This is a genomic window from Okeania sp. SIO2C2, assembly GCF_010692625.1.
In the GTDB taxonomy this organism is placed as follows: domain Bacteria; phylum Cyanobacteriota; class Cyanobacteriia; order Cyanobacteriales; family Microcoleaceae; genus Okeania; species Okeania hirsuta.
Genome location: NZ_JAAHGM010000022.1, coordinates 67,023 through 81,611 on the forward strand (window position 1 = coordinate 67,023; position 14,589 = coordinate 81,611).

General features: G+C 34.4%; 12 protein-coding genes. 7 read left to right on the top strand and 5 right to left on the bottom strand.

The window, feature by feature from the left end:
* Positions 1 to 358: 358 nt before the first annotated feature.
* Positions 359 to 2,167: a hypothetical protein gene (locus tag F6K18_RS19025; protein WP_287522885.1), complete on the bottom strand. Its 1,809-nt coding sequence runs from the start codon at positions 2,165 to 2,167 to the stop codon at positions 359 to 361.
* 3 nt (positions 2,168 to 2,170) lie between these two features.
* On the bottom strand, positions 2,171 to 2,746 hold the full coding sequence (locus F6K18_RS19030) for a hypothetical protein (RefSeq protein WP_287522888.1): 576 nt from the start codon (positions 2,744 to 2,746) through the stop codon (positions 2,171 to 2,173).
* On the opposite strand from F6K18_RS19030, the gene F6K18_RS19035 reads away from it, so the two are divergent.
* Positions 2,730 to 2,852, top strand: a complete 123-nt coding sequence (locus F6K18_RS19035) for a hypothetical protein (RefSeq protein WP_275670303.1) — start codon at positions 2,730 to 2,732, stop codon at positions 2,850 to 2,852. The genes F6K18_RS19030 and F6K18_RS19035 overlap by 17 nt on opposite strands.
* Positions 2,853 to 3,291: 439 nt before the next feature.
* Here the strand turns inward: F6K18_RS19035 and F6K18_RS19040 are convergent, their stop codons facing one another.
* On the bottom strand, positions 3,292 to 4,092 hold the full coding sequence (locus tag F6K18_RS19040) for a hypothetical protein (RefSeq protein WP_287522890.1): 801 nt from the start codon (positions 4,090 to 4,092) through the stop codon (positions 3,292 to 3,294).
* A 448-nt stretch (positions 4,093 to 4,540) separates the two neighbouring features.
* Positions 4,541 to 5,611, bottom strand: coding sequence for a 4-hydroxythreonine-4-phosphate dehydrogenase PdxA (gene pdxA, locus F6K18_RS19045; protein WP_287522893.1), 1,071 nt, complete (start codon positions 5,609 to 5,611; stop codon positions 4,541 to 4,543).
* 580 nt (positions 5,612 to 6,191) lie between these two features.
* On the opposite strand from pdxA, the gene petM reads away from it, so the two are divergent.
* From petM to F6K18_RS19075, 6 genes are all read left to right on the top strand, one after another.
* Positions 6,192 to 6,293: a cytochrome b6-f complex subunit PetM gene (gene petM, locus F6K18_RS19050; RefSeq protein WP_063823346.1), complete on the top strand. Its 102-nt coding sequence runs from the start codon at positions 6,192 to 6,194 to the stop codon at positions 6,291 to 6,293.
* A gap of 391 nt (positions 6,294 to 6,684) precedes the next feature.
* A complete protein-coding gene (locus F6K18_RS19055) occupies positions 6,685 to 7,662 on the top strand; it encodes an SDR family oxidoreductase (RefSeq protein WP_287522894.1) in 978 nt (325 codons plus the stop codon).
* Between the two features lie 33 nt (positions 7,663 to 7,695).
* Positions 7,696 to 8,613, top strand: coding sequence for an NAD(+) kinase (locus F6K18_RS19060; RefSeq protein WP_287274789.1), 918 nt, complete (start codon positions 7,696 to 7,698; stop codon positions 8,611 to 8,613).
* 379 nt (positions 8,614 to 8,992) lie between these two features.
* Positions 8,993 to 9,688: a response regulator transcription factor NblR gene (gene nblR, locus F6K18_RS19065; protein ID WP_124146144.1), complete on the top strand. Its 696-nt coding sequence runs from the start codon at positions 8,993 to 8,995 to the stop codon at positions 9,686 to 9,688.
* 871 nt (positions 9,689 to 10,559) lie between these two features.
* Positions 10,560 to 11,081, top strand: coding sequence for a DUF192 domain-containing protein (locus tag F6K18_RS19070; protein WP_287240729.1), 522 nt, complete (start codon positions 10,560 to 10,562; stop codon positions 11,079 to 11,081).
* Positions 11,082 to 12,466: 1,385 nt separating this feature from the next.
* Complete coding sequence (locus tag F6K18_RS19075) at positions 12,467 to 12,694, top strand: DUF2949 domain-containing protein (protein ID WP_124146146.1); 228 nt, start codon at positions 12,467 to 12,469, stop codon at positions 12,692 to 12,694.
* A 207-nt stretch (positions 12,695 to 12,901) separates the two neighbouring features.
* On the opposite strand, the gene F6K18_RS19080 is transcribed toward F6K18_RS19075, so the two are convergent.
* A complete protein-coding gene (locus F6K18_RS19080; protein WP_287522898.1) occupies positions 12,902 to 14,059 on the bottom strand; it encodes an alanine--glyoxylate aminotransferase family protein in 1,158 nt (385 codons plus the stop codon).
* Between the last annotated feature and the right edge of the window lie 530 nt (positions 14,060 to 14,589).

Here is a 14,589-nt window from a genome sequence, read left to right on the forward strand (position 1 = left end):
TGCCTAGAAAATTTTCAGTGGTGGAAGGGTGGAGAGAGGGAAATGATTTATTCCATGGCAAATATCTCTTTGACTTTGGTCATTCCCACATCAGTAAAATCTCAATATTGTTGAATTTTTCGGATAATTTATAGAGTTGCCTAGAAAATTTTCAGTGGTGGAAGGGTGGAGAGAGGGAAATGATTTATTCCATGGCAAATATCTCTTTGACTTTGGTCATTCCCACATCAGTAAAATCTCAATATTGTTGAATTTTTCGGATAATTTATAGAGTTGCCTAGAAAATTTTCAGTGGTGGAAGGGTGGAGAGATATAAATGATTTATTCCATGGCAAGTATCTCTTTGACTTTTGTTACTTCAATCAGAAAAACTAATTTCTTCATTATCGAGTTTAATTTGAAGTTTAGCTTTTACATTATCGCTAAACTTAAGATCCGATACCAGATGATTTAAGTCTTTGTAAGGATTACTTTTTCTATTATTTAGCAGCTTTTGAATAGTTTTGTTCTTAACACTTGTTCTTTTAAAAGCAATTATTAATTTTGCTTCGTTCGCTGTATTGATATTAACAGCAGTTGAGCTTGTCGAATGTGAGGATGAAGTTGATTTTGTTTCAATAATTTTCTCTATAGTTGAACTTGTTGAATTTGGTAATTTACTTGATTTTTTATCAATAACCTTATCTACTTGAATAAATTCAATATTTTGTAACTCTAGCTTTCTTTTAAGACGTTCTGGACATGAAGGAGCAATCATAAAAGCTAAGTCCGGAGGAGTATTTTCTGAAGGGTATGGATTAAATCCTAAATCATCTAACCATTGACTAAAATCATCCAAGTGTTCAATAATCAATTTATAATTTTTAGCTTCACCAAAAGTTCTAGCTATTACTCTATTATTATCAAGCAATTCTACATAACAATCTAAGGCATGCTTTTGTCCTGTTTTTTTGCCTTGAAGTTCTTTTGTAGTTTCAACTACTGATAATGTATATGCTTTTTGCTTTAAATATTTCTCCCACCTTTTTTGACATTCTGCTTTTACTAATTCACGAGCATCACCTTCAAATTTTTGCTCTTCTGCTTCGGAAAAATATCTTTCATGTATTTCTAGAACTTTTCCTGAATAATATTGACAAAATTCTCGGAAATTTGTAGCGGGTTTCCAGGGTATATTTTGAATTTCTTGCCAAGCACTATTAAAATTTTTATATCCTTTGTATGCTCCTTTAATTCTTTCATCTATCTCTTGTTTAATCATCATAAATTCTTGATTAGAACCTGAACTCAGATTGATAACCGATTCTTTGACCAAGCTTTTTAATACAGGATCTCCTTCAATTAAAGAACTTACATTATCTGATGTACCCACCAAATAAATTAGTAGAGGAATACTTCTTCCAAATTTCTGAACAGCTTGCTTTAGTAATGCTCTAAAAATCACTCTAGTTTCTTCTATATCTTGTGGAAATTTTTCTAATGAATCTAACTCATCTGTTAGATAGACAAAAGTAAATCTGGAGTCTACTTTTGTGACTTGGGATATCACATCAAAAAATAATTCGACAAAATTTACTTCACTTGTAGCGAAAAATTTACTAAATTTTGAACGGAAAGGATTTAATTTTATCTCTTCTCTAGTTCCTGTATTTAATAATGACCCGGCATCAAATTCTTCAAGAATATTTTTCGCAACTTCTTTCACCTCTGGCAATAATTTTTGATTATGTATTAACTGCCAAAAAGTATCTCCTAAAATATAACAATAAAGTTTAATACTGAAATTATGACTACTACCAACTGTCCGTAAATCAGAAAGAGGAAACTGAATAACTACAGAATGTTTTTCATAATTTGACTGAGTTGTTGTTAATTCATGCAAATAAGTTAATAGAGAAGTTTTACCACTACCAAGAAGTGCCGCTACAAATCTAAATGTAAAAAACTTGTCGTCAAAAGTATGTTTAAGATCGTCTAAAAGCAGTTCTGTTATATTTGATATTGAAGAGTTGCCAGATAAACTTTTAGCTGTAGTATAACCTTCACCTTCTTTTCCCGGTAATCTTACATCACGTTCAACCCAAATATTTTCCACATAACCTTCTCCTGGTTGAATTTGCTGTAAAAACTTTCTAATATATCTTTTTTTTCCTGCATCTTCCGGCATAATTTAGTTCACCCATTGAATTAATTCTTTATTGTTTTCTTGTACCGCAAATACTAAACCATCAGATTTCAATTGCTCAAAATATTTTTCTAGTAGCAATTCAGAAATATGATGATTTTGCCTAAACTTTTGGCAAATTTCTTTACTACGAATAGCCACAACACCTTCCAATTCTTGACGCCTCCTTTCTTCAAGGTAAAGCTTTTTAAACTTATCTACAAAAGTCTCAAAATCCATATCCTCATTTTGATAATTTATCTGATTATATTTTGCTGTTAATTTTAAACAAGCCATTAAAGCATTTAAAATTTTAGGTCCTTTGTTAGACCTAAATTTATACTCCGTTGTTTGAAGATTAAGAACTAGAGCTTTCATTCCCATCTCAGTAACTTTAATTCTCCCTCGTTTAGGAGACTCCAATAACTTCAGCTCACATAAACTCTCACAAACCTGTTTTGCATTGGGGCGGCGTTTTTTAGATAAATGATTCCTAACTGTACTTCTAGTAACAGTTCCTTCTGTTGAATAAGCAAATGTGTAAAGCAAATAAAGCAATTGTTCAGTGGAAAGCTCTGTCATTAGTTCCTCTTATAAAATTTATGGCGTTGGTGAATTAGTGTATGATATTAATCTTAATTATTTAGGAGTCAGGAGTCAGGAGGAAAGAAAGAAGAAGAAAAATTAGTAGAGGGAGCAGGAGGCTAACTGATAACTTAAATAACAACTTAGAATAGAGTATCTCTACAAAATTTAAACTACCAATATACCTAAATTTTTAATGGGAGTAGAGGCTGTTTATTACTTATTTATTAATTTTCGGATAAGTTAAATTTTGATTCAAGTATGACACAATTTATTTCACTCAAAATACCCCCGTTAAAAGTAATCCCAATAGCTATTTTATGAGGAGCATTTACTCAGAATAAAAACTCCTATTTTCATTGATTCAATAATTTACTTATTCCATAGAGTTCAGGACTACTTTTAACATTAATAATATCCTCAAAAACAACCTTTTATTTTTTCATAATTAAATTACCTTGAAGGATAAAAAAAATTAAACTCTTAATTTATGCTGTTAACCCTGACATTGATAGATTAGGTAATCTGGTAATAACTAAAGACTAATTTTTTTTCATATCTGAATCTGAATGAAATACAGTTAATTCTTGACTAAAAGACTCTCCAATTAGTTTGTAAATCTCTCTTAAATCTTCACCTTTAAACGACTTAATCAATTTTTCTGCAGCCTTTTGAGGATTTTTAGGAACTACTACCCAAAGTTCTTGATTCAACTTACCTTCTGGCTGTTGCTCTAACCAATTTTTAACCGCATTTTTTCCTGATTCAGTAATTTGATAAAAACCTCTCCCACTACTTTTTGATTGTTCTAACCATCCTAAATGTTCCCATCGTTTTCTCCATAATTGAGCAGTGCTATGAGCATAATCCAAAATCTCTCCTATTTTCGGTGCATTTAAAGCTTGATTATCCGGGCAAGCTTCCACAAGTTTAGAGAATTTATGAAAATAATTTGATGGATTTCCTAAATCTTTGACCGTGTCTTCCGGTGTCTCAACTGTTTTTATTCCAGTTGATTCTAACCTGCTAATTAATTCTTCAATTTCTTTAGCTTCACAACCTAATCCATAAGGTGGTTGAGCACGACATAATTCTTCATAGCTATTAAATGGTTTTCCTTGCTCATCAAGTAATTGTTGATAAGCAGCTGGCTGTTTCATTAATTCACGCCATGCCTTTAATTGTTCCCCATTAACAACTACATCTTTTTTCAGAACAGATTGTAGTTTTAACTTAATAGCAAGTGCCCATTGTGGTGTGCCAGGAGTTGTGCTAATTCCTCCTGCTTTTCCTAAAGTTTCATAATCCATTTTTCCCTGGATAGTAAAGGATATAGTTTTCAAAGGTTTCTTAAATAAATTTTGATTTTTTTACCATTTTATTGGTAAGCATTCAGCAGTCAGCCATCAGCTATCAGCTATCAGCTATTTGTTATTAACTCATTATCATAACTAGAAAGGAATTATCCACCAATGAGAATTAAAATTCATTAATGAAATTGGCTATAACCTAACCTCAGTTATTACTTGCATAAGTTTAAAAGCTGATTACTGTTTGCGGAGCATTCCGTAGGAAATGCTAATAACTGAATGCTTACTTTTATTGTTTATAAATTCATACCTTAATAGGCTTATTTTGGGGTAAGAATTTTTTATTATCGCCCCTGAGAGCTAAATAAAATGATATTAGTAGGTATATTTGCTTGACAATCAAATTTGTCAGCTTTTTTGTACCTCCTATTTGTATATTTTAGATTGTAGATTCACTTAGTCAACTATTGCAGAAACAATTCTATGAATAACTTCTTTGTAATATCAATTCTTTAGCCAACTTTATTGCTGCTTTCATACTCGTCGCATCAGCAATACCCTGACCCGCAATATCAAAAGCTGTACCATGGTCAGGAGAGGTACGAACAAATGGTAAACCAATGGTAGTATTCACTGCTAAATCAAAAGCCATTAGTTTAACTGGAATTAAGCCTTGGTCATGATATAACGCCAAATAAGCATCATAAGTTTTAGCTGGTAAACCTAGCCAAGCTTGACCTGGTTTTACCCACATAGTATCCGGTGGCATTGGCCCATCTAACTCTATGTCCGGTCGGCGATCGTGTTGTTTGTCCAACCAAGGGATAAGCCAATCTTGCTCTTCTGTTCCTAATTGTCCATTTTCTCCACTGTGAGGGTTTAAACCAGCAACAGCAATTTTTGGCCGAGAAATCCCAAAATCTTTTTGTAAACTTTCTATTAGTAACTCTAATTTCCAACTCAGCAACTCTGGCGTTAAAGCTTTTGGGACTTGACATAATGGTATATGTGTGGTTGCTAAAAGAGAGCGGAGTACAAAATTACTGTGGGGCGATCGCGCAAAAAATAACATCCCAAATTTTTTAACACCTGCTTTTTCTGCTAAAAGTTCAGTTTGACCAGGGTATTTATGACCAGCCATCTGCCAGCAAGTTTTGGAAATAGGAGCAGTGACAATACCTTGAAATTTTCCAGCTAAAGTCTTAGCAATGGCTGTTTCCATGAAACAAAAGCTAGCTTCCCCACTCACAGCATTACCTTTGCCGGGAAATATATTTTCTAATTTTCCATTAAACTCTACATCTAAAATTTTTAAATTTTCCCATTTGACAAGTAATTGTTGCGATTCAGTTTTTTGCGAGAGTTGAGATAGTTTTTGATAGGTTTGTTGCAAAATGCGATGACTGCCTATAATTGTCAAGTCACAATTTTCTGTAACAGTAGGGTCTGCTAAAGCCTTAAGAATTATTTCTGGTCCTATGCCCCCAGGATCTCCAATTGTCAATGCTAGACGAGGATTTGTATTTTCTATTTCTGTTCCTGGTATTTTCATATTTATTGCATTGAAGAATACTTACCGAATAATGAATAATTAATAATTAATAATTGGGGTTTGCTGAAAAAGTCTTTTAGTAGGGGCAATTCGCGTAATTACGAGCATTCCGTAGGAAATCGCCCGTACAGGAGAAATGGGAATTTAGAAGAGGTAGGAGTAAGAATTGTCCCAATATTGTTCTACCCCACATTCCGCACTTCAATTTGTAGTATCAAAATTAACATGAAAAACAGTCTACTCCCTCAAGCGGTGAAGATATGTAGCTCATAACGCGCGGAAACTACTGTATTACCAAGCGTGATAAATGTTTGTTACAAATGGTAGGGACGCCCTTATGCAACGTCCGTACGAAAGAAGGAAGAGGGAAGACCGAAGTTGGGGTAAATATTGAAAAAAAGGGAAAAAAGATAGGGATAACTATCTTAAATGAACTGGAGCAGCTATTTTTAAGCATATCCGATGAATATCTACCTTTTTGTAGCATTCTTTTTTCACGCTTGGTATATGACTTTAGTTTGGGAAGAAGTCAAAATGTCTTAAAATATATATCACAAATTACTAGGAGTATTTTAAGAATATGAGTGGCGAGATTTTCAATGCAGCTATTTTGTCTTTTTCTGTAATTCTGATTGGTTTAGCAGGAGGTTTCCTATTACTTAAATTACAAGGAGGCGAATAATTTAACTAGCTGTCAGCTATCAGCTACTAGCAGTCAGCGCAAATAGTCCACATAAAAAAGACATATAGAACCCATTTGGGGTCTATTTATCTGTTTATTTAATTTAAAAGTATAGGGGGAGTGTGCTCTGTGTGGGGAGTACAGGGTCTGGTCTGACCCTACGCTGCAAACTTCACGCCAGAGCTGCACCCTCCTTTGGGACTACAAAAGCGCCCCATACCGTCGATGATGAAAAACCGTAAGAATTTACTTTTTATAAATTTTATGGTAGATTTAACAGATTAAAAATATAAACTCAAATATATTTAACTCAAAATATTAAGTTTTGTAAAAAAATGAGAGAAGTTTGATAGAGTGATAAAGAATCTTTAATATAATTAAAAAACTGTTTATGAAACTATTAATCGTCGGGGCTACTGGTACTCTTGGTAGACAAATAGTGCGTTGTGCCCTAAACGAAGGTTATGAAGTAAGCTGCTTAATCAGAAGCTACAGTAGAGCATCTTTTTTAAAAGAGTGGGGGGCTGAACTAATAGGAGGAAATCTCTGCAAGCCTAAAACTCTACTACCAGCTTTGGAAGGAGTTGATGCAGTGATTGATGCTGCAACTGCGAGACCAACAGACTCTCTGAGTATTAAACAGGTAGACTGGGAAGGAAAAGTATCACTGATTCAAGCTCTAGTGGCTAAAGGTATAGAACGTTTCATATTTTTCTCCTTTTTAAATGCAGAGAAATATCCCCAAGTCCCTCTCCTAGAAATTAAGCGATGTACAGAACTGTTTATTGCTGAATCTGGCTTAAAATACACCATCTTAAAACCTTGTGGTTTTTTACAGGGATTGATTGGCCAGTATGCAGTGCCAATTTTAGATAAGCAAGCAGTTTGGGTTCCCGGTCAAGGAACAGCCATTGCATATATGGATACTCAAGATATTGCTAAGTTTGCTGTCCGTAGTATTTCAGTTCCCGAAACAGAAAATCAAAGCTTTCCCATAGTAGGTCCCCGTGCTTGGGATGCTAGTGAAATTATTCGGATGTGTGAAAGACTGTCTGGAGAAAAAGCAAAAGTAACTCGTACAAATATTAACCTATTGCGTATATTTCGTCAGCTTACTAGGTCATTTCAATGGGGTTGGAATGTCTCGGATAGACTAGCTTTTGCAGAAGTATTAGCCAACAGTCAACCTTTAACAGCTTCAATGGATGATGTTTATCCTGTATTTGGCATTAATCCTGAAGAAATAACCACACTAGAATCTTATTTGCAAGAATACTATAGTCGGATTATGAAAAAGTTGAAGGAAATAGAGTACGAGCAAGCAAAATTAGGAAAATCAACTTCCAAGAATAAACCTTTCTTTTTCTAAAGTTTCTAACCACCCTGAACTAGATTTTTTCGAGTGTCAAAAATAGGAATCATTTATAACGATGCCAAACCAATAGCTTGTCGCATAACTAATGAGTTAAAAGACAAGCTGACAGCTTATGGCTATGATATTCACATCAATAATGGATCGGGAGGAATCTTAGGTTATCCCAGCCTAGAACGTCCTTTATGTCATACTTCTATAGACCAATTAGTGCCCTCTGGCTTTACCAAAGACATGACTTTTGCTGTGGTCCTAGGAGGGGATGGTACAGTCTTATCTGCATTTCGTCAAGTAGCACCTTGCCATATTCCACTATTGACCGTCAATACAGGTCACATGGGTTTCTTGACTGAGACTTTTGTCAATCAGTTATATCCAGCTATTGAACAGGTATTAGCAGGAGACTATGAAGTAGAAGAAAGGACAATGCTAGAAGTACGTCTGTTCCGAGATAATGAGTTATTATGGGAAGCCCTTTGTTTAAATGAAATGGTTTTACATCGGGAACCTATGACCTGTATGTGCCATTTTGAAATCCAAATTGGTCGGCACGCTCCTATAGATATTGCGGCAGACGGTATTATTATTTCTACTCCTACTGGTTCTACTGCTTATTCTTTATCGGCAGGTGGCCCTGTTGTGACTCCGGGAGTTCCCGTTTTGGAGCTTTCACCTATTTGTCCCCATTCTCTAGCATCCCGTGCTTTGGTTTTTGCTGATACTGAACCAGTAACTGTTTTTCCTGCTAGTCCAAATCGTATGATGATGATTGTAGATGGTAATGGAGGATGTTATGTCTTGCCAGAGGACCGAGTACGAGTGAAACAATCACATTATAAAGCACGTTTCATTCGACTTAAGCCACCAGAGTTTTTCCATGTTCTGCGCGAGAAATTGGGATGGGGACTACCGCACATTGCCAAGCCAACTTCTGTTGAATTACCTTAAATTATTCTGGTGGTTATTTTTCACAATTTTCACTGCTAGTGCCGCTACGCGGAAGTTAAAAGTCATGCATTTAAAAGTCAATCATTTTTGATTTGTAATTGTTCGCGCGATTTTGTAACTGGTCAGTTATTTCCGCCATCCTGCACTAGATTAACTTCAATATGCCGGGATTATATGAGAGGGTGTTAGTATCATAAATTTTGTACAGAAATATAGCAATCACCGAATCAGATGTGAGAATTGAGGTGTTCGTTTAAAGTATAGAATATAGCAGTTATTTTATTCATATATATTCGTTTCTTCCCTCCATACCTATTCCCTATTCCCTCCATACCTAAAACAAAAGTCTCCAATATCTCACAATTAAAATCATATTGCTATGACTACCTTAACTATAGATCGAGATCGTTCAGTCTTACTAATAGAGACTGATGAAATTCTCGCCCAATATGTGAGTTTGGATCTAGAAGAGTCAGGCTATCATCCAATTGTAGCTACTAATTCTACCGCGGGTCTTCACAGGGCAATAGAAATTAAACCTGCTCTGATTGTAATTGACCGAATGTTAGCTGGTGAATCTGGACTATCATTGTGCAGTCATCTGAGAAAAATGGGTAATAATATGCCCATATTATTGTTGATGGGTCGCGACCAAATTGACGACCGAGTTGCTTGTCTGGAGTCTGGAGCTGATGACTATTTTCTCAAACCTTATCGCAGTGATGAATTCTTAAAATTAGTCCGTTTTTATTTACAACCTACTATAGCAGAAAAGGACCAATTGAGATTTGGGAGTTTAATTTTAGAGTTGGCTACTCGACGGGTCTTATGTCATGGTCGTAGTATTGAGTTGACTATGAAGGAATTTGAGTTATTAAGGTTTTTAATGGAGCATCCTCGCGAAGTATTGAGTCGCGAACAGATTTTAGAAAATGTTTGGGGTTATGATTTTTTGGGTGAGTCTAATGTAATTGAGGTATATATTAGATATCTACGTCTGAAAATTGAACGAGAAGGCGAGAAGAGATTAATTCAGACAGTCCGTGGTATTGGATATGTTTTGAGGGAAACTTAGAGTCTTTAATTCTTGGTAAGCAAGGTCTTGTTAGAAAACAATCAAAGGATTAATGAAATATTGGCTGATATTTGCAGGAATTGAGGTAAGTATTTTGCTAAAGTTGATAAAAATTATATTTCTCAAGAATGTCTTATATCATGTCTGTTTGAATAACCACTTCGGAAAAATTTAGGGAGTAGGGAGTAGGGAGTAGGGGAAATTTGTTTGCTCCGCATTCCGCACCGAAAAAATATTCTCTATCAAAAGAAGAACATTTTTATTATGGCTAATTAATGAGACTTGATATTAAATTTGGGCATATTAATCAGAAAAAACTTTCTGTTTACGCAATATTCCGCAGGAATAGAAAACATAATTGCAGTAGTTGTGGAAATCAAATAAATCGTGATATAGCTGCTGCAAAAGTAACTATAAACAGATATTTAATCGTCGTGGAGCGTAACTTAATATCATGTCCGGTTGAACAGTTATAAATAAACGACTCAGGAGTCAACCCACCCCTAACCCCTCCCAGGAAGGGGAATATCGAGTCAGGAGGAAAGAAAGAAGAAGAAAGAGAAAGTTTTTTGATCACTAATTATCCGGACATAATATAAGTTGTTTGATTTTTCGCCTAACCCTAGAATCGCAGAAGCAAGAATTTTCCATTATAATCTTTGATCTAACGGCAGGAATGTCACAATAAGTGAAATCTCAAAAAAATTACTATAAAATTATTATTTATCTTTTTCTTTTGGGTTTAATACCCCGCCGTCACTTGGGGTGTTTACAAGCTTTTTGGGGTTTGAGTCCCCATCCACTTTTTCCTTCTTGTTTCTTGTTTCTTCAAGAATAAAACATACATAGAATATCTGAGAAATAATTAATTATGGGTCGTAAAATTGGTTTACTTAAGTCTGGAATCATCTTATTTCTGTTGCTTTGCTGTTTGCTACAAATAATATTTGTTCAAGTTTTTCATACTCCAGCACAAGCTCAAAATATATCAGATTCTCAGATATCTCCACAAGGCCAAATTTTACCAATTACGGCAAAAGCTCATATATCTAATCAGATAATTAATTTAGAGGTGGCGAAAACCCCTCAAGAGAAAGCAATAGGTTTAATGTACAGGACTAAACTTGCTGATGACCGAGGAATGTTATTCTCTTTTAACCCGCCTCGGAAAGTTAGCTTTTGGATGAAAAATTGCCAAATATCTCTTGATATTATATTCATAAATTCTGGCATAGTTAAGGCGATCGCTGATAATGTCCCTCCTTGTTTAGCTGACCCTTGCCCTACTTATGGACCTGATGTGTTAGTCGATCAAGTAATTGAACTTCGGGGAAGACGTGCAAAGGAATTAGGTTTGAAAGTAGGAGACCGGATAATGATTACAAAAATTTAGGTATTTGACAGAACTGAGATTGGAGGAAATTATCATTCATGGAAGAAGGTGGTAGGTTTTAGGTTTTAGGTTGAATTGAGAAGAAGGTAGTATGTCAACAAAAATTATAGCAGTTGCCATTCCTTTATTTGAATTATGAAATAGCTGTCTACATAGTACTTCGCAGTAAAAATAACGGAATATCAATAATCAAAGTTTTTTCCTTTTCCTTCTGGTACAAAACAAACAAATTAAATCCAAAAATTGGATGATTTATTTTTTGCTATTCCCCAGACCTATAGTTTTTGTACAACAAGCTAAAATGTCGCAAAACTCTGAATTATTTTGACAAAACCTAATAAAACTTTTTATTATTTTACTTACTATATATTTACACTAAAGTTTTAATTTGCTATATTGGTAAGCTAGACATTATTTAGATGGATTCAAAGTATTGTTCACCTAAAGTTCAGAATATGTATTCTTAAGCTTTTCATGGTTTGTAATACTGCTATTCTATTCATCGGAAATAAATAAAGATAAATTAAGTTTCGCAAGCTGTAAGAGAAATATTTTGACAATATCGATAGTGCTTAACTTTTGATGAGTATTACTTTTACCAAGAAGGTGTAGAAGATATAGAAAAACTTGTCTTGCTAAGAGTCTATTTTTGCTTTGCTTAATTTAATTCTGTTGATTGGTGTGAGGATAATGAGATTTTGTGCTAAGAGTGAAAATCTAGTTGTATATTTTTGCGCATTTATGCATATAGAGATGGTTCGTATTGTGAATTAAAATACATACAAATATTCAAACCAAAGTAGTTATTTTGTCGTAGTTATTTTGCCAAAATTTGACTTGACCAAGTTTAGCCTCGTAAGTAGTAATAGTTTGAAAAAAGGCAACTACCTACTTGGAACCTCTGTCTGCGCTGTTTATATCTTTTGACTAGAGAGAGAATTCAATAGAAAGTCTTCTGTAATGTTGAGACAGATAGTGAATTTTTTTTCAACCTGAATGTATATACATTTTGAGTAACGATAATTTCACTAAATTTTTCTAGAAATTAATAGCTAGCTTTTGCGGAATAGCATAGGCAACTTATGTAGATTCAAACCAAGCTATTCTCAAAACTTAGTATAGTCCAGGAGTACTATATCTAGTTTAGTTTCACTCTCAAGTTTCTGAAAAAATGCAGAGTTTAGTAAACAGATAAAAAACTGGCATATCCTAGCAATATCCAAGAAAAATTATTGCTTGATGATAGTAAATAACTATCGATAATATCCAAAAAAAATATTAATTTTATTGACATGATAATTCTCTTAAATATGTGACTCTATATATTCTATTGTCAACAAGAGTTACAAAGAGAATGGTGTCTGAAAAATAGGAGGTAAAGAAAAATGACACCAAATAATTATGCTCGCTTTATTCATTTCTTGAAAGATGATTTATCTATTTCTTCAGCTTCTATAGCAGTTGCAGAAAGAGCTAGTATTAGTTCAACATTAGTAGATCGTAAACCAGACTTTAGTGCTTTTCCAATGATTTTATGGCAATATGGTTTAGTTACTCTAGAGCAGTTGGATAAAATATTTGATTGGCTAGAAACTACTTATGATTTTAACTAAATGCCAGAATAATTACTAGAAATATCAATTTAACTCTAGTTCACAACTAAACTTAAAATCTCTAATTAAACGTTGAAAATAACGGTTCTTCAATATGTAGCTAGTGCGTTAGATTATTGGGGTGGAGGCGGGTTCATCTAAATTGGTTAAGACTCATTAATTTAACGTAGAACCCGCCCCTACTATTGCAACATTTTAGATGCTAAATTATGACTCAGCTAAAACTCTAGAAGCAGTAGCTACACCTGCTCCTGGAGTAAAAGCTTCATATCCCAACTCTCGCAAAGCAACTTCTAATGCAGAGATAGCGGTGAGAATATTCCGTTCGCTGACAAAACCCAAATGTCCAATACGGAAAATTTTCCCTTTCAGGTGGTTTTGTCCACCAGCTAAAGCAATATCAAAACGCTTATTTACAATAGTCCGTATTTTTTCTGCGTCTACTTCTGGTGGAGGAGCAACTGCCGTAATAGCAGGACTAGCTACTGCATCTGGCCCAAATAGGGGCAATCCTAAAGCTTTGACTGCTGCACGAGTCGTACTCATTAAACGTTGATGGCGAGCAAATATATTTTCTAATCCTTCATCCTGCATCATTCTAAGTGTAGCTTGCAAGGCAAAGAATAAATTTACTGGTGGGGTAAAAGGTGTAGTATTTTTAGCTGCATCTTTACGATACTTACCCAAGTCAAGATAGTAACGTGGTAATTTGGCCGTTTCATATGCACTCCAAGCTTTAGCACCTACTGATACAAAAGCTAAACCAGGGGGTATCATATAACCTTTCTGAGAACCTGAAGCAACAACATCAAGACCCAACTCATCTATTGGTATATTGACTGCCCCAATACTGGTGACGGCATCTACTATAATTAATGCTTCGCCATGAGCTTTAACATAACTATTAATAGTTTCTAGGTCATTGAGAACACCTGTAGAAGTTTCACTATGGGTAATAATAACCGCCTTGATTTTTTTATCTTTATCTGCTTCTAGTTGTTCACGAAATTTTTCTGAGTCCAGAGATTGGCCCCATTCTGCTGTAATTTTTTCAACTTGGAGGCCATAGGCCGTAGCTACTTCTGCCCAGCGATCGCCAAATTTACCATTACATCCACATAATACGCGATCGCCTGGACTGAGAAAGTTAATGATACCTGCTTCCATGGCCCCAGTTCCACTAGATGCTAAAATTAGCACATCATTTTTTGTTTGATGTAGCCATTTGAGGTTTTCTGTCACCTCTGCCATAATTTTGGAAAAGTCACTACTTCTATGGCCGATTGGATGTTTGGCCATAGCCAGTAAGGCTGTTTCTGGTACTGGAGTAGGTCCGGGAATCATTAACATTAGTTTGTCATTCATTCTTTCTATTTCTTTATTTTGTGTTACTTGAGTTAGTTTATATGTTTATTGATTGAGAAGCATTTCATTGAAAAAAACTTATTTTTTCTTTAAGATTCCCACCTAAGAAAGTTTTAGTTATTTTGGGAGTTATTTAATTTTAATTATTTTTTTTGAAGAATTTTTTGATTTTTCTTTCTATAGAATTTACATTTAAGATATTAACGGATAATTCAATGATTAAAGCAACTATTTATTTGGTTATTTGGTAAAATTTAGAACTTAAAACTAATCACAAAGTTTTGGTTATTAAAGTAATAATTTTGAATAATTTCACAAATTATTGCCGAAATACTAACTTTATTAACTTCCCTTAATCATTACTAATGCAAGAGTTTTAATAAAAAAAGGTAAAAATAATAGACATACAGCAGATTTCAGGTAAATGAGGTACACATAAGAATGGTAAAGTGTTTGTAGTGCGGGCATCTTGCCCGCGACTTGTGTACCTTGGTAATATGAAATACGCTGTAACTATCTAAAATAAATTA